19 protein-coding genes are annotated in these 25,370 nt (G+C 63.3%); 4 read left to right on the forward strand and 15 right to left on the reverse strand.

Annotated features, from left to right (window positions below; translation table 11 throughout):
* The coding region (gene mutS / locus AC2VNO_RS03955) for a DNA mismatch repair protein MutS (RefSeq protein WP_486932920.1) at positions 1-1,112 on the forward strand (1,112 nt) is incomplete at its 5' end.
* A 161-nt stretch (positions 1,113-1,273) separates the two neighbouring features.
* A complete protein-coding gene (gene fdxA, locus AC2VNO_RS03960; protein WP_486932921.1) occupies positions 1,274-1,597 on the forward strand; it encodes a ferredoxin FdxA in 324 nt (107 codons plus the stop codon).
* A gap of 526 nt (positions 1,598-2,123) precedes the next feature.
* Here the strand turns inward: fdxA and eno are convergent.
* The 13 genes from eno to pilM all read right to left on the reverse strand — a co-directional run bounded on the left by eno (position 2,124) and on the right by pilM (position 19,789).
* Positions 2,124-3,416, reverse strand: a complete 1,293-nt coding sequence (eno, locus tag AC2VNO_RS03965; protein WP_486932922.1) for a phosphopyruvate hydratase — start codon at positions 3,414-3,416, stop codon at positions 2,124-2,126.
* Between the two features lie 94 nt (positions 3,417-3,510).
* Entirely contained in the window at positions 3,511-4,374 is an 864-nt protein-coding gene (gene kdsA / locus AC2VNO_RS03970; RefSeq protein ID WP_486932923.1) for a 3-deoxy-8-phosphooctulonate synthase, read from the reverse strand.
* A 5-nt stretch (positions 4,375-4,379) separates the two neighbouring features.
* On the reverse strand, positions 4,380-6,035 hold the full coding sequence (gene pyrG, locus AC2VNO_RS03975; protein WP_486932924.1) for a CTP synthase: 1,656 nt from the start codon (positions 6,033-6,035) through the stop codon (positions 4,380-4,382).
* 112 nt (positions 6,036-6,147) lie between these two features.
* Complete coding sequence (locus tag AC2VNO_RS03980) at positions 6,148-6,702, reverse strand: cupin domain-containing protein (RefSeq protein ID WP_486932925.1); 555 nt, start codon at positions 6,700-6,702, stop codon at positions 6,148-6,150.
* A 134-nt stretch (positions 6,703-6,836) separates the two neighbouring features.
* The gene (locus AC2VNO_RS03985; RefSeq protein WP_486932926.1) at positions 6,837-8,258 is read right to left on the reverse strand and encodes an FAD-dependent oxidoreductase; all 1,422 of its coding nucleotides are present in this window, start codon (positions 8,256-8,258) and stop codon (positions 6,837-6,839) included.
* Between the two features lie 24 nt (positions 8,259-8,282).
* Complete coding sequence (gene gltB, locus AC2VNO_RS03990) at positions 8,283-12,734, reverse strand: glutamate synthase large subunit (protein WP_486932927.1); 4,452 nt, start codon at positions 12,732-12,734, stop codon at positions 8,283-8,285.
* 464 nt (positions 12,735-13,198) lie between these two features.
* Positions 13,199-14,305, reverse strand: a complete 1,107-nt coding sequence (gene aroB / locus AC2VNO_RS03995; protein WP_486932963.1) for a 3-dehydroquinate synthase — start codon at positions 14,303-14,305, stop codon at positions 13,199-13,201.
* A 9-nt stretch (positions 14,306-14,314) separates the two neighbouring features.
* Positions 14,315-14,857, reverse strand: coding sequence for a shikimate kinase AroK (gene aroK, locus AC2VNO_RS04000; protein ID WP_486932928.1), 543 nt, complete (start codon positions 14,855-14,857; stop codon positions 14,315-14,317).
* Positions 14,857-16,977 (reverse strand): type IV pilus secretin PilQ, encoded by a 2,121-nt coding sequence (locus AC2VNO_RS04005; RefSeq protein ID WP_486932929.1) that lies wholly within the window; start codon positions 16,975-16,977, stop codon positions 14,857-14,859. Before AC2VNO_RS04005 ends, aroK begins: the two co-directional genes overlap by 1 nt.
* 46 nt (positions 16,978-17,023) lie before the next feature.
* Positions 17,024-17,548: a pilus assembly protein PilP gene (locus AC2VNO_RS04010; RefSeq protein ID WP_486932930.1), complete on the reverse strand. Its 525-nt coding sequence runs from the start codon at positions 17,546-17,548 to the stop codon at positions 17,024-17,026.
* Positions 17,545-18,168: a type IV pilus inner membrane component PilO gene (locus tag AC2VNO_RS04015; RefSeq protein ID WP_486932931.1), complete on the reverse strand. Its 624-nt coding sequence runs from the start codon at positions 18,166-18,168 to the stop codon at positions 17,545-17,547. The genes AC2VNO_RS04010 and AC2VNO_RS04015 overlap by 4 nt, the downstream gene beginning before the upstream one ends.
* Complete coding sequence (locus AC2VNO_RS04020; protein ID WP_486932932.1) at positions 18,165-18,731, reverse strand: PilN domain-containing protein; 567 nt, start codon at positions 18,729-18,731, stop codon at positions 18,165-18,167. The genes AC2VNO_RS04015 and AC2VNO_RS04020 overlap by 4 nt, the downstream gene beginning before the upstream one ends.
* Positions 18,728-19,789 (reverse strand): type IV pilus assembly protein PilM, encoded by a 1,062-nt coding sequence (gene pilM / locus AC2VNO_RS04025; RefSeq protein ID WP_486932933.1) that lies wholly within the window; start codon positions 19,787-19,789, stop codon positions 18,728-18,730. Before pilM ends, AC2VNO_RS04020 begins: the two co-directional genes overlap by 4 nt.
* A gap of 272 nt (positions 19,790-20,061) precedes the next feature.
* Here pilM and AC2VNO_RS04030 point away from each other — a divergent pair, with 272 nt between their 5' ends.
* The gene (locus AC2VNO_RS04030) at positions 20,062-22,587 is read left to right on the forward strand and encodes a penicillin-binding protein 1A (protein WP_486932934.1); all 2,526 of its coding nucleotides are present in this window, start codon (positions 20,062-20,064) and stop codon (positions 22,585-22,587) included.
* A 110-nt stretch (positions 22,588-22,697) separates the two neighbouring features.
* Positions 22,698-23,450 (forward strand): DUF481 domain-containing protein, encoded by a 753-nt coding sequence (locus tag AC2VNO_RS04035; RefSeq protein WP_486932935.1) that lies wholly within the window; start codon positions 22,698-22,700, stop codon positions 23,448-23,450.
* 85 nt (positions 23,451-23,535) lie between these two features.
* On the opposite strand, the gene AC2VNO_RS04040 is transcribed toward AC2VNO_RS04035, so the two are convergent.
* Entirely contained in the window at positions 23,536-24,807 is a 1,272-nt protein-coding gene (locus AC2VNO_RS04040) for a malic enzyme-like NAD(P)-binding protein (RefSeq protein WP_228573858.1), read from the reverse strand.
* Between the two features lie 250 nt (positions 24,808-25,057).
* Positions 25,058-25,273 (reverse strand): 50S ribosomal protein L31, encoded by a 216-nt coding sequence (gene rpmE, locus AC2VNO_RS04045; RefSeq protein ID WP_486932936.1) that lies wholly within the window; start codon positions 25,271-25,273, stop codon positions 25,058-25,060.
* Positions 25,274-25,370: the final 97 nt, after the last annotated feature.

Below are 25,370 nucleotides of genomic sequence, written 5' to 3' on the forward strand. Positions count from 1 at the left end.
ATGTGCGCCGCCAGACGTTGAAGAACGCCGAACGCTTCATCATTCCCGAGCTCAAGGAGTTCGAGGACAAGGCCCTGTCGGCCAAGTCGCGGGCGCTGGCCCGTGAGAAGCTGCTCTACGACGGCCTGCTCGACTCCTTGAACGCGGAACTTGGCGCACTGCAGGGCAGCGGTCGTGCCCTGGCCGCGCTGGACGTGCTGACGGCCTTCGCCGAACGCGCCCAGGCGCTGGGCTTCTCGCGGCCACAGCTCGCCGAGGCGCCGGGCATCGAGATTCGCGGCGGCCGCCACCCGGTGGTGGAGCACGTCAGCGACGCCCCCTTCGTGCCCAACGATCTGGTCCTCGATGACAGCCGCCGCATGCTGGTGATCACCGGTCCCAACATGGGGGGCAAGTCGACCTTCATGCGTCAGGCCGCGCTGATCACCTTGCTCGCGCACACCGGCAGCTTCGTGCCCGCCGAGGAGGCTTGCATCGGCCCCATCGACCGAATTTTCACCCGCATCGGCTCCTCAGACGACCTGGCGGGCGGACGCTCAACCTTCATGGTGGAGATGACCGAGACTGCCAGCATCCTGCACAACGCCACCGACCAGAGCCTGGTGCTGATGGATGAGATCGGCCGCGGAACCAGCACCTTCGACGGGCTGTCGCTGGCCTGGGCAAGCGCCGAGCACCTGACCCGCACGCGAGCCTTTACGCTGTTCGCCACGCACTACTTCGAGTTGACTGCGCTGGCCGAGCATGCCGATGGCGTAGCCAATGTACACTTGACCGCCGCCGAGCATCGCGACGGGATCGTGTTCATGCATCGCGTGGAAGAGGGCCCCGCCAGTCAGAGCTACGGGCTGCAGGTTGCCCAGTTGGCCGGCGTACCGCAGTCCGTCATCGCACGGGCGCGGGACAAGCTGGCGCAGTTGGAACAGCAGGAGGTCGATCGCAGCAGCCACGGCAAAAGCGGCGATGCCGGAGGTGACGCCAAGCCAATGCAGAGCGATCTGTTCGCCAGCGCGCCGCACCCGCTGCTCGATGTTCTCGCCGGTCTCGACCCGGACGGATTGACGCCACGCCAGGCCCTGGAGTTGATCTATGCCTGGCGCGAGCAACTCTAGTGAGCCTGCGGCTTGCTCAGGCTGGTGGCCATGACTAGAATGAAGCGTCCAATTATTCCGTCCTTATAAAAAGTTAGTTTTTTATAACTTTCAGGATTAAGACTGATACCGAACATCACCAACCGGGACGTCATGTCCCGGCTGAGAGGAGGGAGACAGGCATGACCTTTGTCGTCACCGAAAACTGCATCAAGTGCAAGTACACCGACTGCGTCGAGGTCTGCCCGGTGGACTGCTTCTACGAAGGGCCCAACTTCCTGGTGATCCATCCGGACGAGTGCATCGACTGCGCCCTGTGCGAACCGGAGTGCCCCGCCGAAGCGATCTTCTCGGAGGATGAGCTGCCGGAGGGCCAGGAAGCGTTCATTGAGCTCAATGCCGAGCTGTCGGAGGTTTGGCCCAATATCGCCGAGAAGAAGGATTCGCCCGCCGATGCCGAGGAGTGGGACGGCAAGCCCGGCAAGCTGCAGTATCTGGAGCGCTGAAGGCTCATCTGAAGCGCTGAAGGCTCTTCCCCGCCCTGCCTGCCTCGAGCACTGCTAGAGCGGCGCGACCACCGAGCGCCGCGAGCCGAGGCAGAATCAGCGTAGAGAAAAGACGAAAAAAAAGGCGGCCCATAAGGCCGCCCGGCACCCAGCATTACCCCTGGGCGGTTCCTTCCGCCCTCTCTCCTGTGGCAGCTTCCCTACCCGGAGGCGACATCCTGTCACACCGGGCGTGCCACGAATCAAGCATCCCGTTGCATCCTGCTGGAGAGCCTCCCGCTCTGCCTTGTCCCAGATGCATTCTGGCAGTTCCCGTAGAAGACGCAAATGCGGCCCAGACAACCTTGCCTGGGATTCCCGGTTGACAGAGCCCCTTGAAGAAACTTGAAAAACAATGAGATAGAAAAAAACCGACACGCAAAGTATCGGTTTTTCCTAGTACGACTAAGCTTAGTTCGTCGCTTCTGTGTAGGCGATCTCTTACACGTTTGTCAGCGATAACGTCGGCTCTACTTCAAAACTCGGTTTACTGACCCTTGATCGCCGAGCGTCCAGGGTAGCTCACACGATCGCCGAGCTGCTCTTCGATCACCAGCAGACGGTTGTACTTGGCGACGCGGTCGGAGCGGCACAGCGAGCCGGTCTTGATCTGGCCGGCCGAGGTACCGACTGCCAGATCGGCAATGGTGGTGTCTTCCGTCTCGCCGGAACGGTGGGAGATCACCGCAGTGAAGCCGGCATCCTGAGCCATCTTGATGGCGTCCAGGGTTTCGGAGAGTGAGCCGATCTGATTGAACTTGATCAGGATGGAGTTGCCGATCTTCTCGTCGATACCGCGCTTGAGAATCCTGGTGTTGGTGACGAACAGGTCGTCGCCCACCAACTGAACCTTGTCGCCGAGCTTGTCGGTCAGCGCCTTCCAACCCTCCCAGTCCGACTCGTCCATGCCGTCTTCGATGGAGACGATGGGGTACTGGTCGCACAGTTCCGCCAGGTAGTCGACGAAGCCGTTGGCATCGAAAGACTTGCCCTCTCCGGAGAGGTTGTACTGGCCATCCTTGTAGAACTCGGAGGAGGCGCAGTCGAGGGCCAGGGTGACGTCGCGGCCCAGCGTATAGCCGGCATCGGCAACGGCCTGCTTGATCACCGCAAGCGCTTCGGCGTTCGACTCCAGGTTGGGGGCAAAACCGCCCTCGTCGCCGACCGCAGTGGCCAGGCCGCGGGCGGAAAGAACCTTCTTCAGCGCATGGAAGATCTCGGTGCCCATGCGCAGCCCTTCGCGGAAGTTGGGCGCACCCACCGGCTGCACCATGAACTCCTGAATGTCGACGTTATTGTCGGCATGCTCGCCGCCGTTGAGGATGTTCATCATCGGCACCGGCATGCTGTAGCGACCCGGTTGGCCATAGAGCTCGGCAATATGTGCATACAGCGGCATGCCTTTGGCATTGGCAGCCGCCTTGGCTGCCGCCAGCGACACGGCCAGAATGGCGTTGGCGCCGAGCTTGGCCTTGTTGTCGGTGCCGTCCAGTTCGAGCATGGCATTGTCGAGACCCCGCTGATCGCGGGCATCCATGCCGATCAGGCGCTCGCGGATGGCGCCGTTGACAGCCTCCACTGCCTTCAGCACGCCCTTGCCCAGATAGCGTGTCTTGTCGCCATCGCGGAGCTCCAGGGCCTCGCGCGAGCCGGTGGAAGCACCGCTCGGCGCGCAGGCCACGCCAACGGCGCCGCTCTCCAGGCGTACTTCGGCCTGAACCGTGGGGTTGCCACGGGAGTCGAGCACCTCGAGGGCGTGGATTTCGACAATCTTGGTCATCTCTGTTGTCCTTTCTTTCAGTCAGCGTTGATTGAGTCGATGGGAAAGCGCTTTTTCTCTCTCGGCTTATACAGCAGCTGCCTGGTAATCGGTCTTATTCTATCTTCAGTGCGGGAAAGCCCTTGACCAGATCGTCGAGCGCCTTCATCTGGGCCAGAAAGGGCTCCAACTGATCCAGCGGCAGCGCACAGGGGCCATCGCACAGAGCGTTGTCTGGGTCCGGGTGCGCCTCGAGAAAGATTCCGGCCAGCCCCACGGCTACGCCGGAACGTGCCAGCTCGGCGACCTGCTGACGCCGCCCGTCGGCGCTGTCGGCCCGACCTCCCGGCCGCTGCAGTGCATGAGTGACATCGAAAAATACCGGGCAGCCCGTCTGCTTCATGTCACCGAAGCCAAGCATGTCGACCACCAGGTTATTATACCCGAAGCTCGAGCCACGCTCGCAAAGCAACACTTGATCGTTGCCCGCCTCCTCGCACTTGCGAATGATATGGCGCATTTCGTGAGGCGCGACGAACTGCGGTTTCTTGATGTTGATTACCGCGCCGGTCCTGGCCATGGCCACCACCAGATCGGTCTGACGCGCCAGGAAGGCAGGCAGCTGAATGATATCGGCCACTTCGGCCACCGGCTCGGCCTGCCACGGTTCGTGTACGTCGGTAATCACGGGCACACCGTAGCGAGACTTCACTTCGGCCAGGATTTCGAGACCCTTTTCGAGACCCGGCCCGCGGTAGGAGTGAATGGAGCTGCGGTTGGCCTTGTCGAAGCTCGCCTTGAATACATAGGGGATGCCGAGTCGGTCGGTGACCTCGGCGTAGGCGGCGGCAACTTCCAATGCCAGATCCCGGGACTCCAGCACGTTCATGCCGCCGAGCAGCATCAGCGGCAAAGAATTGCCGGCGGTGAGGCCGGCAATGGAGACATGACGTTCGGGGGCGGGGGTCGCAAGCGTCATTGGACTCACTCCTGATGCGGGGCTAGCGCGCGGGTTCGCGCCGCCTTGTGCTCCAGCGCCGCATTGACGAAGCCGGTGAACAGCGGATGGCCGTCGCGTGGCGTGGAGGTGAATTCGGGATGGAATTGGCAGGCCACGAACCAGGGGTGGTCGGGGAGCTCGACCATCTCCACCAGGGAGTTGTCCACGCTCCTGCCGGAAACCACCAAACCGGCCTGTTCGAGCCGATCGATGAACTGATTGTTGACCTCGAAGCGGTGGCGATGCCGCTCGACAATTTCGTCGCTGCCGTACGCCTCGCGGGCCTTGGTGCCTGGCTCGAGGTGGCAGACCTGGCCGCCCAGACGCATGGTGCCGCCCAGATCCGAAGCCTCGTCACGCAGCTCGATCTTGCCCTCGGCGGTGATCCACTCGGTGATCAGACCCACTACCGGATGCTGGGTATCGTGGGTGAACTCGGTGGAGTTGGCATCTGCCCAGCCGGCAATGTTGCGAGCGAACTCGATCACCGCCACCTGCATGCCGAGGCAGATACCGAGGTAAGGGATGCCGTTCTCGCGAGCGTAGCGGGCGGTCTCGATCTTGCCTTCCACGCCGCGCTCACCGAAGCCCCCCGGTACCAGGATGGCATCCTTGCCGGCAAGGCGCTCGGTGCCCTGGCGCTCGATGATCTCGGAGTCGATGTAGTCGACGTTGACCTTCACCCGGGTCTGGATGCCGGCGTGAATCAGCGCCTCGTTGAGCGACTTGTAGGCGTCGAGCAGCTCCATGTACTTGCCGACCATGGCGATGTTGATCGACTTGAGCGGATTGAGCTTGGCATCGAGCACGTGGACCCACTCGGTCAGATCGGCCGGGGGCGCCTCGAGGCGCAGCTTGTCGCAGACGATCTCGTCGAGGCCGTGCTCATGCAGCATCAGCGGGATGCGATAAATGGTATCGGCATCCTGCAGTGGCACCACGGCACGCTCCTCGACGTTGGTGAACAGCGCAATCTTGCGCCGTTCCGTCTCTTCCAGCTCCACTTCGCTGCGACAGATCAGGATGTCGGGCTGAATACCGATGGAGCGCAGCTCCTTGACGCTGTGCTGGGTGGGCTTGGTCTTGGTCTCGCCGGCGGTCTTGATGTAGGGCACCAGGGTGAGGTGCATGAAGATCGCCCGGCTCGCCCCCAGCTCACTTCTGATCTGGCGGATCGACTCGAGGAACGGCAGCGACTCGATGTCGCCCACGGTGCCGCCGATCTCCACCAGCGCCACATCGAAGCCCTCGCCGCCGGCATAGACCCGGCGCTTGATCTCGTCGGTGATGTGGGGGATCACCTGCACGGTGCCACCCAGATAATCGCCGCGACGTTCGCGACGCAGCACCTGCTCGTAGACGCGCCCTGTGGTGAAATTGTTGCGCTGGGTCATCTTGGTACGGATGAAGCGCTCGTAGTGGCCCAGGTCGAGGTCGGTCTCGGCGCCATCTTCGGTGACGAACACCTCGCCGTGCTGGAACGGGCTCATGGTGCCCGGATCCACGTTGATGTAGGGATCGAGCTTGAGCATGGTGACCTTGAGGCCACGCGCCTCGAGAATCGCCGCCAGCGAGGCAGACGCAATGCCCTTGCCGAGTGAGGACACAACGCCGCCGGTCACGAAGATATATCGTGTCATGAAGAACCTGTCGAAACGTGATCGTGAGGCTTGGCAGAAAGCCGCGCCAGGATGGGACGACAGCGTAGCAGATTACGACCAATGGCTCAATTTTGCTGCCAAGTGTCCGCACTCATGGCCACCAGCATGCGGTGTCGCCACCCAGCGGATCGTGCGGGGGGCGCGAGACCCGGGCGATGCGCGTCAACGCGGCAGCGTGCTCGGCCGGGTCGGCTCTCAGCAAGTCGAGTTCTTGCTGGTCCTCCGGATAGGCCGCCAGCAGCAGGAAATCGTCGCTGGCTTCGAGGTGACAATGACCGGTACCCGCCGGCAGCACCAGGACATCGCCGGTGCGCAGCTCGACGTCGTCGCCGCGCTCGCCTCCCAGGCGCAGCCGCCCCCAGCCCGAGAGCACCCCGAAGGCCTCGTGGGCGATGGAGTGGTAGTGGTGATAATCGTAGACCCCGCCACGCCAGCTCGGATGCCAGCCGTTTTCGGCGAACAGTCGCTCGAAGCGCTGGGCGATGGCTTCGCGATCGAGCACCGGTTTCACACCGTGCGAGCGAAAGGCCAGCGTTGCCAGACGGCTGTTGGGAATGCGCCCATCGTCGGCAAAGATCAGCCGCTCGGGTGCCACCGGCTCGCCCTGCGCGTCGGCAAGCCCAAGATCCGTTCGCGTCTCGTCCATGATCGCTCCTCAGCGGAATGTACCTGCTCAAAGCCTAGAAGCTGTCGAGAAGCTGGAAAAGAGCGCATAGGTGAAAAACGAAACGCCCCGGCACATGGCCGGGGCGAATCGAGGAGCAAAGCGCCTGGCAGCGCTTACGCACCGAGGTAGTCGAGGATGCCCTCGGCGGCCTGCCGCCCTTCGAACACGGCAGTGACCACCAGGTCGGAGCCGCGGACCATGTCGCCACCGGCGAAGATCTTCTCATTGGTGGTCTGGAAGGCATAGGTGCCCTTCTCCGGCGCCACCACACGGTCACGCTCGTCGAGCTCGATACCGACCTTCTCGAACCAGGGCGCCGGGCTCGGCTGGAAGCCGAAGGCGATGACCACGGCGTCGGCCGGCAGTATCTCCTCGGATCCCGGCACCACTTCGGGACGCTGGCGGCCGTTCTCGTCGGGCTCGCCCAGGCGGGTGCGCACGACCTTGACGCCTTCTACCTTGCCTTCTCCCACCACCGCCACCGGCTGGCGATTGAACAGGAACTCGACGCCCTCCTCGCGTGCGTTGGCCACCTCGCGCTTGGAGCCGGGCATGTTCTCCTCGTCGCGGCGGTAGGCGCAGGTCACCGTGTCCGCACCCTGGCGAATCGCCGTGCGGTTGCAGTCCATGGCGGTGTCGCCGCCGCCCAGCACCACCACCTTCTTGCCTTCCAGCGAGACGTAGTCGGCCGGATCCTTCTCGAAACCGAGGCAGTGGTTGACGTTGGCGATCAGATAGTCCAGCGCCTTGTGTACGCCGGGCAGCTCCTCGCCGGGGAAGCCTCCGGTCATGTACTTGTAGGTACCCATGCCGAGGAACACCGCATCGTACTCGTCAAGCAGCGTGTCGAAGTCGATGTCGCGGCCGATCTCGACGTTGAGTCGAAATTCGATGCCCATCTCCTCGAACACCGCACGCCGCCGCTCCATCACCGTCTTGTCGAGCTTGAACTCGGGGATGCCGAAAGTCAGCAGGCCACCGATTTCGGGGTATTTGTCGAACACCACCGGCTTGACGCCATTGCGCACCAGGATATCGGCACAGCCGAGTCCCGCCGGACCGGCCCCGATGATGGCGACCTTCTTGTCGGTCCAAACGACCTGAGACATGTCGGGGCGCCAGCCCATGGCGAAGGCGGTATCGGTAATGTACTTCTCCACCGAACCGATGGTCACCGCGCCGAAGCCGTCGTTGAGCGTGCAGGCGCCTTCGCACAGGCGATCCTGCGGGCACACCCGACCGCACACCTCGGGTAGCGAGTTGGTCTTGTGGGAGAGCTCGGCGGCCTCGAGGATGTTGCCCTCGGCCACCAGCTGCAGCCAGTTGGGAATGTAGTTGTGCACCGGGCACTTCCACTCGCAGTACGGGTTGCCGCAGTGCAGGCAGCGGTGGGACTGGCTGGCTGCCTCCTGGGGCTTGTACGGCTCGTAGATCTCGCCGAATTCACGTGCGCGCTTGCGAGCGTCCTTTTTCTGCGGGTCCTGGCGACCCACGTCGAGAAACTGAAAGTCGTTTCTGGTCAAGCGATTGGCCATGATCGTGTCTCCTGGATATCCGGCTTACTCGGGACGTCTGCGCGATTCGTCAAGCAGGCTGCCAAGGCTCGCCGCCTTGGGCTTGACCAGCCAGAAATGGCGAACGAATTCGCTGAAGTCGTCGAGGATCTCGCGTCCGCGGGCCGAGTCGGTCTCGGCCACGAACTCCTCGATGATCTCCCGCAGGTGACGCCGGTAGGCCTCCATGGCCTCGGTATTGACCCGGTGGATCTCCACCAGCTCATGATTGTAACGATCGACGAAGGAGCGATCCTCGTCGAGCACATAGGCGAAGCCGCCGGTCATGCCGGCACCGAAGTTGACCCCGGTTTCGCCGAGCACGCAGATCAGTCCGCCGGTCATGTATTCGCAGCAGTGGTCGCCGGCTCCTTCGATCACGGCATGGGCGCCTGAGTTGCGTACGCCGAAACGCTCGCCGGCGGTGCCCGCGGCAAACAGCTTGCCGCCGGTGGCCCCATACAGGCAGGTGTTGCCGATGATCGCCGTCTTGTGACTTTCGAAGCGGCTGCCACGCGGCGGTACCAGCACCACCTTGCCTCCGTTCATGCCCTTGCCGACATAGTCGTTGGCATCGCCTTCCAGATAGAGATTGAGCCCGCGGGCGTTCCACACGCCGAAGCTCTGACCGGCCACCCCGGTGAAGCGCAGCGTAATGGGAGCATCCTCCAGCCCGGCCTCGCCGTAGTGCTTGGCCACTGCGCCCGAGGAGAGCGCCGGCACCGAGCGATCGCAGTTGGTGATAGTGAAGGCGAACTCACCGCCGCTCTTGTCGGCGATGGCCTGCTCGATGGCCGCCAGCACCTCCTGGTTCTTGGCGCCCGGGTCATGAGGCACGTTGCGGCTAACCTGGCAGAACTGCGGCGCATCGGCCGGGACGAAGTCGTTGACCAGCAGCGGCGACAGGTCGAGCTTGCGCTGAGAAGCGGTAGCGCCTTCCAGCACCTCGAGCAGGTCGGTACGGCCGATCAGGTCGGTCAGCTTGCGCACGCCCATCACCGCCAGCAGTTCGCGCACCTCTTCGGCGATGAAGCGGAAGTAGTTCTTGACCATGTCCACGGTGCCGCGGAAGTGCTCGTCGCGCAGATACTGATGCTGGGTGGCCACACCGGTGGCGCAGTTGTTGAGGTGACAGATACGCAGGTACTTGCAGCCCAGCGCCACCATCGGCGCAGTGCCGAAGCCGAAACTCTCGGCGCCGAGAATCGCTGCCTTGACCACGTCGAGGCCGGTCTTGAGTCCACCATCGGTCTGCAGGCGGATCTTGTCGCGCAGGCCGTTGATGCGCAGTGCCTGATGCACCTCGGGCAAGCCCAGCTCCCAAGGGCTGCCGGCGTGCTTGATTGAGGTAAGCGGGCTCGCCGCGGTACCGCCGTCGTAGCCGGACACGGTGATCAGGTCGGCGTAGGCCTTGGCCACGCCGGTGGCGATGGTGCCGATGCCGGGCTCGGAGACCAGCTTCACCGATACCTGAGCCTCGGGGTTGACCTGCTTGAGGTCGAAGATCAGCTGCGCCAGATCTTCGATGGAGTAGATGTCGTGGTGCGGTGGCGGCGAAATCAGCGTTACCCCGGGGACCGAGTAGCGCAGCCGCGCGATCAGATCGTTGACCTTGCCACCGGGCAGCTGGCCGCCCTCGCCGGGCTTGGCGCCCTGAGCCACCTTGATCTGCAATACCTCGGCGTTGACCAGGTAGGCCGGGGTGACGCCGAAGCGGCCCGAGGCGATCTGCTTGATCTTGGAGCTGCGAATGGTGCCGTAGCGCGCCGGATCCTCCCCGCCCTCACCTGAGTTGGAGCGCCCACCGGCCTCGTTCATGGCCTGAGCCAGTGCCTCATGAGCTTCCGGCGACAGCGCGCCCAATGACATACCGGCACTGTCGAAACGAGGAATCAGCTCGTCGATGCTCTCCACTTCCTCCAGCGGCAGGGCCGTCTCGGCAGGCTTGAGCCCCAGCAGGTCGCGAATGGTGGCCGCAGGTCGCTCATTGACCAGGCGGGCAAACTTCTTCCATTTGACGTAGTCGCCTTCCTGCACGGCCTCCTGCAGCGCCTTGATCACGTCAGGGTTATAGGCGTGGTACTCATGGTCGTGGACGTACTTGAGCAGCCCACCCTGAACGATACCCTTGCGCGGCGTCCAGGCGTCACGGGCCAGCAGCTCCTGTTGCAGCTGCAGCTCGCTGAAGCCGGCGCCCTCGATGCGCGAGGCCATGCCGGAAAAGCACAGCTCGATCACTTCGGACGAAAGGCCAACGGCCTCGAACAGCTGCGAGCCGCGATAGGAGGCCAGGGTCGAGATGCCCATCTTGGAGAGGATCTTGTAAAGCCCCTTCTGCATGCCCTTGCGGTAGTTCTCGCGGGCATCCGCAGGATTGCCGGTGAGCTCGCCGGTGCGGTGCATGTCGGCCATGACCTGATAGGCAAGCCACGGAAATACCGCGGTGGCACCGACGCCGAACAGTACGGCCATCTGGTGAGCGTCACGGGCATAGCCGGTTTCGACCACGATGTTGGCACGCGGGCGCAGCGCCAACTTGCCCAGATGATGATGTACCGCGCCCACTGCGAGCGCCGCATGAATCGGCAGCTGCCCCTTCTCCAGGTTGGCGTCGGAAAGGACCAGGAGCACCTTACCATCGTGTACCGCCGCTTCGGCCTGGCGGCACAGCTCGACGATAGCCGCCTTCAGGCCCATTTGCTCGGGGTCGTAGCCCAGGCACAGGCGGTGATGGGTAAAGGCCGGGTCATCCTGCTCGAGCAGCGCCGTGAACTTGCGCGGCGACAGCACCGGAGTGGTCAGTATGATCCTGTGCGCGTGCTCGGGCGTGGCCTTGAACACGTTGAGCTCGGCACCGATGCAGGTTTCCAGCGACATCACGATCGCTTCACGCAGCGGATCGATGGGCGGATTGGTCACCTGGGCGAACTTCTGACGGAAGTAATCGGTGAGCAGGCGCTGCTTGCGCGACAGCACCGCCATGGGCGTATCGTCCCCCATGGAGCCCACCGCCTCCTGGCCGCTCTCGGCCAGCGGGCGCAGCACCTGGTCGCGCTCCTCGAAGCTGACCTGGAACATCTTCTGCCAGGTGTTGACTGCGTCGGCATCCATGTTCTGGAAGCTGGCCAGCTCCGTCAGTGCCGACTCGAGATAGTGTGCCTCTTCCTTCAGCCAGCGCTTGTAGGGGTAGGCCGACTTCAACCGCTCGTCGATGTCCGCGGTGTGCAGCACTTCGCCGGTATGAGTGTCCACGGCGAGAATCTGTCCCGGCCCCACACGCCCCTTGGCAACCACGTCGTCGGGCTTGTATCCGTAAGTGCCAATCTCCGAGGCCAAGGTGATGTAGCCGTTCTTGGTGATCACCCAGCGCGCCGGACGCAGGCCGTTGCGGTCGAGCATGCAGATGGCCTGACGGCCATCGGTCATGACCAGACCGGCGGGACCGTCCCAGGGCTCCATGTGCATGGAGTTGTATTCGTAGAAAGCGCGCAGCTCTGCGCCCATGGTCTCGACGTTCTGCCAGGCCGGCGGCACCATCATGCGCACGGCGCGATGCAGCTCCATGCCGCCCATCAGCAGCACTTCGAGCATGTTGTCCATACTCGAGGAGTCGGAGCCCACGGTGTTGACGATCTCATCCAGCTCGGCGATGTCCGGCAACCGCTCGTTGACGAAATTCGCCTTGCGCGAGTTCGCCCAGCCGCGGTTGGCTTCGATGGTGTTGATCTCACCGTTGTGGGCGAGCAGGCGGAATGGCTGAGCCAGCGGCCAGCGCGGCGCAGTGTTGGTAGAGAAGCGCTGGTGAAAGACGCAGATGGAGGTCTGCAGCCGCTCGTCGCCCAGATCCTGATAGAAGGTGGGAAGGTCCACCGGCATCATCAGGCCCTTGTAGGAGATCACCTGGGATGACAGCGAGCAGACGTAGAAGTCCTCTTCGTCTCGCAGCATCTGTTCGGCACGCCGGCGGGCCATGAACAGGTCGACATCGAAGCGCTCGAGATCGCCGAGCTTGCCCGGCTCGACGAACAGGTGGCGGATGCGCGGCAGACAGGCCCGCGCCATGGGGCCGCAGTAAGAGGGATCCACCGGCACGTCGCGCCAGCCGCGAATCACGAGACCACAGGCACGCAGCTCACCTTCGAGAATGCCGCGGGCACGCGCTTCCTTGGCATCGTCATCGGGCAGGAACACGGCACCGACAGCGAACAGCTCGCCAAGCTCCACTTCCAGAGCTTCGCCGGCCACTTCGCGCATGAACGCCTCGGGCATCTTGAGCAGCAGGCCGCAACCATCACCGGTCTTGCCATCGGCGGCGATACCGCCACGATGGGTCATACAGGTAAGGGACTCGATGGCGGTTCTCAGCAGGTCATGGCTCGCCTGCCCTTCCATATGTGCTATCAGGCCGAATCCGCAGTTGTCACGGAACTCGCCTGGTTGATGAAGGCCTCGGTTCATGGGCGTGCCTCAAAGAAAGACTATTGATCAAACGACAGCGTTGGAATATTCTAATGGGTTTTTTATTTATTATGGCTGGAGCAGCAGCCAGCTGTCGTCGCGAGAAAAAGGACGCCCAGCATAGACACTTAGTGCCCCCCCATGCAATCGCCTGCCTTTCCCCTTGCCCCAAAACTTCCACCAAATCCGCAACTTGGGAAACAATGCGGCGGAAAAAAAACCATCAGTTCAACGACTTGCGAAGTCCATAAACGTTTTTTTCACACCACTCAACAAAACTACGACTTTAGTCTAATTTGCACATCTCTCCCCATGCCGATGCGGCATGAGGCATGCGGATTTGATGCCGAAACCTTCAGTAATGCCCGCCGGGGCCCGAGAGCGTGCAACGACAGCTCAACGCAGAAGGCCGCGCGAATCGCTTCGCACGGCCTTGCAATCAAACCAGCGGCTGGACCCGGCACTCAGCGCCGAGGAAATCCCTCCAGCAGCTCCTGGAGCAACGGCATAGGCGTTTCGTCATAGACCACCGCCTTCCCGAGGGTCTCGAGCAGAACCAGGCGCAGACGATCATCGAGATTCTTCTTGTCCAGCCGCATCCGCGACAGGAAGTCTTCTACACCCATGTCCACCGGCGCCTTGAGCGGAAGGCCGGCGGAAGCGATGATGGCCGCACTGCGCTCTACCTCGGCAGCGCTCAGCCACCCGAGGCGGCACGACAGCTCGGCTGCCATCAGCATGCCGACGCCCACCGCCTCGCCGTGCAGCCAGCTACCGTAGCCCTGGTGCGCCTCGATGGCATGACCGAAGGTATGACCGAGATTGAGCAGCGCGCGGACGCCTTGTTCGGTCTCGTCGGCGGCCACGATCTCGGCTTTGAGCTGACAGCTGCGCTCTATGGCCCAGGCCAGCGCCTCCGGCTCGAGATTGCGCAGCGCCGACATTTCGGTTTCGAGCCAGGCCAGGAACTTGGCATCACGGATCAAACCGTACTTGATCACCTCGGCAAGCCCCGCCGAAAACTCCTCTGCCGGGAGCGTCTTCAATGTGTCGGTATCGATCAGCACTGCCCGGGGCTGCCAGAAGGCACCCACCATGTTCTTGCCCAGCGGATGATTGACCCCCGTCTTGCCGCCCACCGAGGAGTCCACCTGTGAGAGCAGCGTCGTGGGCACCTGGATGAAAGCCACGCCGCGCTGATAGCAGGCTGCGGCGAACCCCACCATGTCGCCGATCACCCCGCCGCCCAGCGCCACCAGCGTGCAACGACGGTTGAAACCGGCCTCCAAAAGCGCATCCCAGATGCGGCTGACACACGCCAGGGTCTTGGTCGCCTCGCCGTCGGGCAGCACCAGTTCACGCACTTCGGCCTCGCTCGGCAGCCCATGACGCAGGCGCTCGAGGTAGAGGGGGGCCACCGCGTCGTTGGTCACTATCAAGACTTGGCGGCCAGCGAGATAAGGAGAGAGCCAAGTGGGATCGCCCAGCAGGCCGGAGCCGATATGGATGGGATAGCTACGATCCCCCAGCGCCACCTGCAGGCTACGCTGGGTTGAAGGAGTTTCACTCATGGTCATGGATCAGGCCTTGGCTTGTAGAGGATCGACCAGCCGCTGCACGCGGCGCACTATCTCGTTGACCACTGCCCGCGGGCTGCGCCGGTCGGTACGCACGACGATATCGGCAGTGGCGCGATAGAGCGGGTCGCGCAGATCGAACATTTCACGCAGCACGGCTTCGCGATCGGGTCGCTGAAGCAGGGGGCGGTTACGGTCCTTGGCGACGCGCTTGAGCTGCTGCTCGACCGTGGTGAACAGGTATATCACGCTGCCACGCTCGCGCAGCCGGCGGCGATTCTCCTCGCGCAGCACGGCGCCCCCCCCGGTGGCAATGACCACGCCCTCGAGCTCGGTCAGCTCCTCGATCATTTGCGTCTCGCGCTGACGAAAGCCCGCCTCGCCCTCGACGTCGAAGATCCACGGAATATCGGCGCCGCAGCGAGCCTGGATCGCATGATCGCTGTCTAGGAACTCACGCGAAAGTTCGGCCGCCAGAAGGCGGCCGATAGTACTTTTGCCGGCCCCCATTGGGCCGATCAGTATCAGATTGGGCAAATCCTGCATCAGCGAATCGCCAAGCCGTCCTCGAGTATCCGTGGAGTGATGAATACCAGCAGCTCCACCTTCTGGTTGCTGCTTTCATTGTACCGGAAAAGCCTTCCCAGCACAGGCAGGTCGCCGAAGAACGGCGTCTTGGCCAGACGGCTGAGCTGTTCGGTGGTCAGGATCCCGCCCAGCACGACCGTTTCACCATTGTCCACCAGCACCTGGGTTTCGATACGGTTGGTATCGATGGGCGGTGCCTGGCCTGGCAGAGCCTCCCTGAAACTGTCGTTGGTGATCACCAGATCCATGATGATGCGATTGTCGGGGGTTATCTGCGGCGTCACCTCCAGCGACAGTAGCGCCTCCTTGAAGTCGGTTTCGGTCCCCTGATCGCTGACGGTCTGGAATGCCCGCTCCTCCCCCTGCTGAATCACGGCCTTGCGCTGATTGGCCGTAATGACGCGGGGCTGGGAGATGGTCTGACTCTTGTTCTCGCTCTCCAGCGCACGCAGCTCCAGGTCAAGCAGGATGTCGCCCGAGAGGTAGCCGAAGCCGAAGCTGGTCATGGGGTTGGCGCTACCCAGGTCGACGGCGAGGCCGCCACGCTGGAACTGACTGCCGGAAGGATCCTCGAAGCCGCCGGTAAACTGCCCGCGCGAGTCGCGCTGGCCAGTGAAGCCATCGCCATACACGGCGATGGGAGCCCCACTGGACGCACCGCCCAGATTCAAGCGACTGCTGCCCCGTGACGACACTCCCCAGTTGACCCCCAGCTGCTGAGTCACCCCGTCGCGGGCGATGACGATACGTGCCTCGATCTGCACCTGGCGCACCGCCACGTCCAACTGGTCCAGGGTACTCAGAATCTCCTGAATCTGGTCGGCGGTATCCTGAATCAGCAGCATGTTGGTGCGCTGATCCACCGCCACGCGGCCGCGCTCGGTGAGCAGGCCGAAGCCATCCCCGCCCCGTAGCAGCTGGGCCAGATCCTCCGCCCGGGCGTAGCGCACCTGCACATATTCGGAAACCAGCGGCGCCAGCGTTTCGACCTGAGCCCGCGACTCGATCTCCTGGCGCTCGATGTTGGCCAGCTCGCTGGCCGGTGCCACCATGATGACATTGCCCTCCTGACGGCTGGACAACCCGTGGCTCTTGAGCACCAGATCCAGGGCCTGATCCCAGGGCACGTCCTGCAAGTTTAACGTGACCTGGCCGGTCACGCTGTCGCTGGCCACCAGGTTGAGCCCGGTGAAGTCGGCGATGATGGCCAGCACCGAGCGCACCTCGATATCCTGAAAATTAAGCGTGATGCGCTCACCGGTGTAGGGGAACTGCTGGCGCACTCGCTGATCGCGCTCCTGCTGCGTGACGGGCTGCGCCTCGATGGTGAGCTGACGCCCGCTCTGGGTGGAGAGCATGGCGTATTCACCGCTGCCCTCGATTTCCAGGGTCACGCCATCGCGCCCGACCCGCGGGGTGATGCGCCGCAATGGGGTGCCGAAATCGCTGACATCGAGAACCTGGTTGTGCGACTCGGGTAAATCGACCCCGACGAGATCAGCCACGATGCGCTGGCGACCCGACTCACGCACCCTGGCATCGACGCCGGCGCGGTCGAAGGTGACGATCAGACGACCGGCTCCATCCTCGCCGCGGCGAAAGTCGATATCGGCAATGCTGGGCATACCGCTTGGGGCAGGCGAAACAGGCGCTGCACTCCGTGGGGCAGCGACCGGCTCAGGACTCGCCGCCGCTGACGGCACCTCCGCCTGGCCGCCAATGGTGAGTCTCAACTGGTCGCCTCGCTGCACCGTGTCGTAAGGCAGCGGTCCTTCCATATTGAAGACCAGCCGCGTGCGCGATCCAGCTTCGAGGGCCATGACCTGCTCGACGCCGCCAATGCCCAGATCGATTCGCCGCCGCTCCAGCGCGTTGGTCGTATCGACGAGATCGATGGTCAGCCGCGCCGGCTCATCCAGCCGATAGCCGCGAACCTCGGGCACGCCGCCACGAAAACTCAAGTCGATCAGCAGCTCGCCACGTTCGCCTTGGCGAAAGTCGAGATCGGTCAGCGCAGACGCTGCCAGAGCAGGCGTCGCCACGATCGTCAGGCAGAGCACCATCAATGTGCCCATCATGTATCTCATTTTCCCCTACCCCCTGCCTGTTTCCCCACTGCGTGCATCATCTGGCGGCGCCACCATCTAGCGCCAGGCGAGTCGTTCGTTCCATCCAGCCACCACCACCGGTAGGCACCAGCTCCACCAGCTGAACTGTCGAGCCGGTAATACCGACGACGCGGCCATGATTGCGTCCCAGGTGGTTGCCGGTGCGCAAGCGGTGGACCTCGCCACCCGGCGCCCTGACCAGCGCATGGGTCTGGCCACTCATGGTCAATATCCCCACCAGCCGCAGCGCTTCCAGGTCATGGGATTCAAGCGGCTCCCTGGCCCGCTCGGGGTCGGGCGCCAGATCGCTGCTGCCCGCCTGAACCTGTTCCGGTTCGGGCAGCTCAGGCCTGAACGGGCTGCGCCGATCGCTCGCCTGATAGGGGACCGCTTCGTACCCGGGCACATCCGGCATCTGCAAGGGACGCGGCGTACCCGGATTATCGCGAATGTCGCTCAGCCGCCGATCCAGCTCACCCAGCTGAGGATCGGCACATCCGGTCAGCAGCACTACGGCCATCAGGGGCCAGCGCACTCTCATGGCGCCCCCTCCGCGCCCTGAGGCCGATAGCTGTAGGTGCGGGCCAGCATGGAAAGCCGCAGGCGCTCGCCACTCTCGGCCGACGCCAGCACGAAGTCATGCAGCGTGACGATACGAGGCAACGCCGCGACGCTGGCGAGAAATCCGGCAATATGATGGTATTCGCCCTCGACCTGGACATCGAAGGGGCGCTCGATATAGAAGTCGCGCTCCACGGTCGCGCGTAGACGGATGAAGTCGATGGTCAAATGATGATCGAGAGCGCTTTCACTGATGCTGTCGATCAGCGACGGAATCTCCGCACCGGAAGGCAGCATCGCCATCAGCTCACTCATGCGGGATTCGAGCCGTGCCATCTGCTCGAGCATCTCGGGCAGCTGAGCCGCCTGAGCGGCGCGGTTGCGGTAGTCTGCCAGCAGGCGCGCCTCTTCGGCCTGGGCGCGCTGCAGCTCCTCTGCCTTGGGGCCGACCAAGTACCAGTGCGTCACGGCGAGGGTCAGGCCGAGCACCATCAGACAGCACAGCCACTGCAGCAGCAATGGCCAAGTGCCGGACTCCTTGAGGTCCAGCTCGCGCCAGTCGAGTTCCCGCAGGCGACGAAGCTCGGCTGACAGATTCATGAGCCATCCTCCTCTTCATCGACTCGGCTCTCCAGCAGCTGCAGCACGCTGAGACTGAAGCGCCGGCGCTCGCCGCCGTCGGCTTCGACCTCCGACAGTACCGGCTCGGAGAAGGTGGATACGGCCCCCAGGGCACGCATTTGTTCGGAAACGCGATGGTTGCTCTCGGCGCGTCCCGACAGGCGCAATTGGTCGCCCTGCCGGCTCATTTGGGTGTAATGAACGCCATCGACCAGACTCAGGGTCAGGTCGCGGAAGACGCGTACGGTTTGGGAGCGCCCCTGCTGCAGGTCGCTGAACACCTGCACCTGCCCGATCATGCGCTCACGTATCGCCTCGTACTCGCGGATCGAGCGGATGTCGCCGTCGAGCTGCTGCATGCGCTGCTGGGCATGGGCGTTGCGTTGCTGCTGAGCGGTCACCGCCATGTCGTAGAAGTGCGTCATGCCAAGCCCTCCCGCGACCCCGATCACGGCCACGCACGCCAAGGCCAGAAAGAAGCGCCGGCTGCGGCGTGCGCGCTGGCTCTCCCGCCATGGAAGAAGGTTGATCTCGATGCTCATGGCGGCGACCTCATGGCCAGGCCGCAAGCGGTGACCATGGCCGGCGCATCGCTGGCCAGGGTCTGCACGTCGATGCGCGAGTTGATCCGCATACGCAGGAAGGGGTTGGCGATGACCACCTGCATGGCGGTTTCCTGGGCGAGCCGTTCGGCCAGGCCCGGAATGACGCTGGAACCGCCGGCAAGCACCATGCGCTTGACCTCGTGCTTGCGCCCGGCGGTGTAATAAAGTTGCAGCGAGCGGCCGATCTGCTGAACCAGGGTTTCGATGAAAGGTGTCAGGACGCTGGTACGGTAATCCTCGGGCAGGCCGCCGCGTTTCTTGGCCAGGCCCGCTTCCTCCAGGGTCAGGCCATAGCGCACGCGGATTTCCTCGGTGAGCTGGCGGCCGCCAAAAACGGTGTCGCGGCTGTAGACGATGCGCCCGCCACGCAGCACGTGAAAGGCGTTCATGGTGGCACCGACATCGACCAGCGCCACGCAGTCGTCGTCACCGGCAGCGGGAGGCAGCTGTTGGCGCAGCTCGCCGAAGGCGCGCTCCATGGCGAAGGCTTCCACATCCACGGCGGCCGGCAGCAGCCCGGCTTGATTCAGCGCATCGGTGAGCTGGTTGACGTCCTGCTGGCGACAGGCGACCAGCAGGACATCCTGCTGGTCGCCATAGCGGGCATTGAGCCCCAGCCGCTGAAAATCGAAGGCGACCTCACTGAACGGAAACGGGATATGCTTGTCGGATTCAAGTTGAATGCGCGCCTCGATCTCGTCATCGTTGAGCGAGGCGGGAAAAGTCAGGGTCTTGGTGATGGCGGCACTGGCCGGCACGGCCGCAACGGCAAGGCGGGAAGAGGGCCGGGCGCTCTCGACGGCACGTCGCAGCACATCGGCTACCTCGCCCATGTCGCGTATCCGCCGCTCGACCACGGCACCTTCTCGCAGCGGCCTGACGGCATAGCTTTCGACCTGGTAGTGGGAGCCCACCCGCCTGAGTTCGATCAGCTTGACCGTGGCCGAGGTAATATCGACACCGATCAACCCTTTACCGGAGGGTCTGAGTCGCATCTATACGTTGCCCTTGCGTAAACGCTGCGATGAACGCTTGTGCTCAATTGTCCTTTAGCGCCTTATGAATGTGAAACGACAAGGCTGAGAAAGATCATACTCGCTCTCTATGCCCGAGGTTACATGATAAATGGCCCTCTATCACAAAGTTGGACCTATCGCTTCCTCAACGCTGGTGGCCGACAGCCCGAATTCTTTATAATGGAAAGGCCAGTGAAGGCTCCCTTTCATCGCCATTTTCTTACTGCTCTCACCACGGATAACGCCTTTTCATGAAGTGGATCAAGACGTTGGTTTTCTCGGCCTTCTGGCTGTTGATTGCACTGCTCTCTGCGGCCCTGCTCAGCGTGGCCGGTGCGGCGCTCTATTTCGCCCCGGGCCTGCCCGACGTGCGGCAGCTGCAGGATTTCGAGCTGCACACGCCGCTGCGCGTTTTCACCCGTGACGGCAAGCTGATAGGCGAGTTCGGCGAGGAGCGCCGCATGGCGGTCTCCTACGACGAGATCCCCGAAGACTTCATCGAGGCCCTGCTGGCCGCCGAGGATGCGGCCTTCTTCGAGCATCGCGGCGTCGACCCCCGCGGCCTGGCTCGCGCCGCCGTGGAGCTCGTCTCCAGCGGCGGCGACATCCAGTCGGGCGGCTCCACCATCACCATGCAGGTGGCGCGCAACTACCTGCTGACGCTCGACCGGACCTTCACGCGCAAGATCCGCGAGATCCTCCTGGCGCTGCAGATGGAGCGCATCCTGACCAAGGAGGAGATCTTCGAGCTCTACGTCAACAAGATCTTCCTCGGCAACCGCGCCTACGGCATCGCCGCCGCCGCGGAGGTTTACTACAACAAGCCGCTGGAAGAGCTGACCCTGGCACAGAAGGCGATGATTGCCGGCCTGCCCAAGGCACCGTCTTCGTTCAATCCCCTGGCCAACCCCGAGCGCTCACTGATCCGGCGCAATTGGATCCTCTATCGCATGCGCCAGCTGGGCAACATCGATCAGGCCACCTATGAAGCCGCCGTACAGGAGCCGGTCTCGGCTCGGCGGCATGTCGCCCAGATCGAGGTCGATGCCGATTACGTCTCGGAAATGGCCCGCCAGTACGCCGTGGAGCGCTTCGGTGAAGAGGCTTACACCGGCGGCTATCGCATCCACACCACGCTGGACAGCGATCTGCAGCCTTACGCCCGTCAGGCCCTGGCTCGCGGACTGATCGATTACGATACCCGCCACGGCTGGCGCGGAGCGGAAGAGAACGACATCCCCTCGAGCATCGCCGAGGCGCAGGAGCGCACCGAGCGCCGCGGCCTCGAAGAGGAGCTGGCCGAGTCCCCGGAGATCATGGAGACCGCCAGGCAAGCCGCGGAGCGCAGCCAGACTCGCGTCGAAGGCGTTGAGGGCGACGTCAGCAATTGGTTGCGAGTGCTCGAGCGCACGCCCGGCTTCGGCCCGCTGCAGCCGGCCATCGTGGTTGCCAGCGAAGGCCGCGAGATGCGCGTGCTTGCCCGCGGCGGCGAACTGATCACCCTGAATTGGGACGGTCTCTCCTGGGCCCGCGCCTACAGAAGCCCAAGGGCGCGCGGACCGGAACCGAGCTCGGCCAGCGAGATTGCCTCACGCGGCGATCTGGTGCGTATCCTGCAGCGTGACGACGGCAGCTGGCGGCTTTCCCAGCGCCCCGACGCCGAGGGATCGATCGTGGTCATGGAACCCGATACCGGCGCCATTCTCGCTCTGCAGGGCGGTTTCAGCTTCAACGCCAGCAAGTTCAACCGAGCCGTGCAGGCGCAGCGGCAGTCGGGCTCGATCTTCAAGCCCTTCGTTTTCCTGGCCGCCCTGGATACCGGCCTGATGACCGCCTCCAGCGTGGTCAACGATGCCCCCGTGGTGATGCACGACGGCAGCAGTCTGTGGCGACCGGTCAATTCGAGCGGCGATTTCCTCGGTCCGACCCGGCTGCGAGTGGCCCTGGCTCGCTCACGCAACCTGGTCACCATTCGCATTCTGCAGACCCTGGGGCTCGAAAATACCATTCAATATCTCGAGGGCTTCGGCTTCGCCTCGAGCCGGCTGCCACGGGGTCTGTCGCTGGCGCTGGGTAGTGCCGACCTGACACCGCTGGAGATGACCAACGCCTACGCCGTGCTGGCCAACGGCGGTCACCGGGTTTCACCCTGGTTCATCGAACGCGTCAGCCGGGGCAGCGACGAGAACGTGCTCGACGAAGCCCGCCCGGCCATCGTCTGTCGTGACTGCGATGAAGGCCAGACCGAAGTGGTGATCGACGGCAGGACGTATGACATAGCCCCTCGAGTCGCCGACCCTACCGCCGTCTACATCCTGCGCGACATGCTGCGCGACGTGATCGAGAGCGGTACCGGCCGAGCCGCTCTGTCGCTCAACCGCAACGACGTGGTAGGCAAGACCGGAACTACCAACGATCAGCGCGACGGCTGGTTCGCCGGCTACAACAGCGACCTGGTGGTCACCGTCTGGATCGGTAAGGACAACAACGAGAGCATTGCCGAGTACGGCGGCAACGCGGCCCTGCCGATCTGGATCGACTTCATGGGCAACGCCCTCAATGGCCGGGCCGAAGCGAGGCCGGCAACGCCCTCCGGGCTGGTCAGGGCCCGCGTCGACGAGCAGACCGGACGCCGCCTGGCCGATGGCCAGCCCGGTGGTATCAGCGAGATATTTCATCCGAACTACCTGCCGGACATGGAGCCTCGCCGCGTCGAGAGGGAGGTCGAACAGCACAGCGGCTCGCAGGGTACCGGGAGCTACGAAGCGATCTTCTAGCGGGACCCGCCGTTGCCAGGCGGCAAGGATGCCGCCGCCGTCTTGCCAACTGCCGAAACGCCGCTTTTCGAGGCGGCTCTAAAACAGGAAACAGGACAGGTTGGTTGTCTATGCTACGAACGAGGCCATGGCGTGCCGCTGGGTTCGCCCTATTGCTCTTGCCCAGCTCTGTACTTTCTGCCAGCGTTTTTTACGCTCCTCCCCCACCGGGGGAGGACGCCCCTAACTTCAGCGGCGAAGCGGAGCTAGGCTATACCCACCTCGCCGGCAATACCGACAGCCAGACCCTGATCGGCAAGAGCAGGCTGACCTGGCTGACGGGGCGCCTGAGCCATACCTTGCGTGGCGAAGTGCGCAACGTGACCCGGGACGGCACCACCAGCGCCGAGCAGTATCTCCTGTCCGCTCGCGAACGCTATGACTTCAACGGCCCCCACTACTTGTTCGGCTTCGGCCGCTGGGAGCGAGACCGCTTCAGCGGTTACGATCACCAGTTCACCGCCATCGCGGGCTACGGCCGCCACGTGATCGACAGTCAGCGACACCGTCTCTCCCTCGAGGCGGGGCCGGGCTATCGCTATGATCGACTCAGGGACGACGAGGACGACAGCCTGGGCCTGGCATACGCTGCGCTCGATTACATATGGACGCTCTCCCCTTACTCCTATGTACGTCAGGAGATGTCGGTGGAAGCCGCCAGTGAAAACACCACGTCACGCTCCATCTCCTCGCTTACCGCAAGGCTGAACTCGCGCCTCTCGCTGCGCCTCTCCTATGAGGCCAGACACAACTCGGACCCACCGGAGACGGCGTCGGCGAGAACCGACCACACCACCAGCGCAACGCTGCTTCTCACCTGGTAGCCAAACGGGCGCTCGATGCCCAAACGCACTGCGCCGACCCTGGGGTCGGCGCAGTGCGTTGGCGGTGCAGCTGAATCGGCGTCGCTCAGCTGCCGTAAACGTCTTCCACCGTACGCAGCGGATAGTGGGCCGGATAGGGGCGTCGCGCCACGCCGGAGTCCACCGCGGCCTGAGCCACTGCGGCCGGGATGCGCTCGAGCAGTCGTATGTCGACCGGCGTGGGAATGATGTACTCGGGGCCGAACTCCATGTGATCGCGCTCGTAGGCGTCGAGCACTTCCCGGGGCACCGGCTCGCGAGCAAGATCCTTGAGCGCATGCACTGCAGCCACCTTCATCTCTTCGTTGATGCGGGTGGCGCGTACATCGAGCGCCCCGCGGAAGATGAAGGGGAAGCCCAGCACATTGTTGACCTGGTTGGGGAAATCCGAGCGGCCGGTAGCCATGATCACGTCGGGGCGCGCTTCCCGCGCCACGTCGGGGTGAATCTCGGGATCCGGATTCGTGCAGGCGAAGACGATCGGATTGGGCGCCATCTTGCGCATGTGCTCGGCGGTCATCAGGTTGGGCCCGGAGAGGCCGATGAACACGTCGGCACCGTCGATGGCATCGTCCAGGGTGCGCTTTTCGGTCTCCACCGCGAACATCGCCTTATAGGGGTTTAGCCCCTCGCGCCCGGCGTGAATCACACCGCGACGGTCGAGCATTACCAGGTTTTCGGCGCGAGCGCCGCAGGCCAGCAGCAGCTTCATGCAAGCAATGGCCGCCGCTCCGGCACCAAGACAGACGATCTTGGCTTCATCCAGACGCTTGCCGGCGATCTCCAGCGCATTGAGCATCCCGGCGGCGGTCACGATGGCGGTGCCGTGCTGGTCATCGTGGAACACCGGGACATTGCACTGCTCAACGAGCGCCTCTTCGATCTCGAAGCATTCGGGCGCCTTGATATCCTCGAGGTTGATGCCACCCCAGGTATCGGCAATGCGCGCCACGGTATCGATGAAGGCCTGGGGGCTCTCGGCGTTGACTTCGACATCCACCGAGTTGATGCCGGCAAAACACTTGAACAGCACGCCCTTGCCTTCCATGACCGGCTTGCTAGCCAGCGGGCCGAGATTACCCAACCCCAGGATGGCGCTGCCGTCGGAAATCACCGCCACGAGATTACCCTTACCGGTATAGCGGTAGGCGTTCTCGGGATCGCGGGCAATCTCCCTTACCGGCTCGGCAACACCAGGACTGTAGGCCAGGGAGAGATCACGAGCGGTCGCGGTGGGCTTGGTCAGCTCCACCGAGAGCTTTCCGGGAATGGGCTTGGCGTGATAGTCCAGGGCTGCCTGCTTCTTGGCGTCTGTCATGCTGAAAGTCCGGTAACCAACTTTGTGAAGGGTCACCTACCATATAGAAAAACTTTCCATAACTCAATGAAACGCCCGTTCGCGTATTTTAGGCGTGTATTTGCCAATTTTTGCAGCCATTTACTGCAACTTATAGCTGAAGACACAGCCATAACCCATACCTTATCCTGCCCCTGCCACTGGAATGACAGGCAAACAAAAACCCGCCATGTAGGCGGGTTTTCTACGGCAGTCATCGCAGCGAAGCGAATCAGCCCCGCTTGACGGCGGCACCAAAGCGCTTGTTGAAGCGCTCGACGCGACCACCAGTGGTCGCCTGCTTCTGCTTGCCGGTATAGAAGGGGTGGCACTGGGAGCAAACGTCCAGTGACAGATCGTGGCCGACGGTAGAGCCGACTTCGAAGGTGGCGCCGCAGGAACAGGTCGCGGTGACCTTCTTGTAATCCGGGTGAATACCTTGTTTCATCTTGAGCCTCATGGAGCGGTATGCCGCCACCTGATCCGTTGCCAGGCACCGCATACGGGGTTGTCTGTCGTCAGAACTCTTAACCAACCGGTAGCCG

The organism is Halomonas sp. TH-94 (assembly GCF_057473365.1).

Coding starts and splice junctions, on each gene's coding strand:
- pilM (WP_486932933.1), bottom strand. CDS start 19,789: ATGCGACTCAGACCCTCCGGTAAAGGGTTGATCGGTGTCGATATTACC.
- fdxA (WP_486932921.1), top strand. CDS start 1,274: ATGACCTTTGTCGTCACCGAAAACTGCATCAAGTGCAAGTACACCGAC.
- AC2VNO_RS04005 (WP_486932929.1), bottom strand. CDS start 16,977: ATGATGGGCACATTGATGGTGCTCTGCCTGACGATCGTGGCGACGCCT.
- AC2VNO_RS04015 (WP_486932931.1), bottom strand. CDS start 18,168: ATGAATCTGTCAGCCGAGCTTCGTCGCCTGCGGGAACTCGACTGGCGC.
- AC2VNO_RS03980 (WP_486932925.1), bottom strand. CDS start 6,702: ATGGACGAGACGCGAACGGATCTTGGGCTTGCCGACGCGCAGGGCGAG.
- kdsA (WP_486932923.1), bottom strand. CDS start 4,374: ATGACGCTTGCGACCCCCGCCCCCGAACGTCATGTCTCCATTGCCGGC.
- gltB (WP_486932927.1), bottom strand. CDS start 12,734: ATGAACCGAGGCCTTCATCAACCAGGCGAGTTCCGTGACAACTGCGGA.
- AC2VNO_RS04040 (WP_228573858.1), bottom strand. CDS start 24,807: ATGACAGACGCCAAGAAGCAGGCAGCCCTGGACTATCACGCCAAGCCC.
- aroB (WP_486932963.1), bottom strand. CDS start 14,305: ATGAGTGAAACTCCTTCAACCCAGCGTAGCCTGCAGGTGGCGCTGGGG.
- AC2VNO_RS03985 (WP_486932926.1), bottom strand. CDS start 8,258: ATGGCCAATCGCTTGACCAGAAACGACTTTCAGTTTCTCGACGTGGGT.
- rpmE (WP_486932936.1), bottom strand. CDS start 25,273: ATGAAACAAGGTATTCACCCGGATTACAAGAAGGTCACCGCGACCTGT.
- aroK (WP_486932928.1), bottom strand. CDS start 14,857: ATGCAGGATTTGCCCAATCTGATACTGATCGGCCCAATGGGGGCCGGC.
- AC2VNO_RS04030 (WP_486932934.1), top strand. CDS start 20,062: ATGAAGTGGATCAAGACGTTGGTTTTCTCGGCCTTCTGGCTGTTGATT.
- eno (WP_486932922.1), bottom strand. CDS start 3,416: ATGACCAAGATTGTCGAAATCCACGCCCTCGAGGTGCTCGACTCCCGT.
- AC2VNO_RS04020 (WP_486932932.1), bottom strand. CDS start 18,731: ATGAGCATCGAGATCAACCTTCTTCCATGGCGGGAGAGCCAGCGCGCA.
- AC2VNO_RS04035 (WP_486932935.1), top strand. CDS start 22,698: ATGCTACGAACGAGGCCATGGCGTGCCGCTGGGTTCGCCCTATTGCTC.
- pyrG (WP_486932924.1), bottom strand. CDS start 6,035: ATGACACGATATATCTTCGTGACCGGCGGCGTTGTGTCCTCACTCGGC.
- AC2VNO_RS04010 (WP_486932930.1), bottom strand. CDS start 17,548: ATGAGAGTGCGCTGGCCCCTGATGGCCGTAGTGCTGCTGACCGGATGT.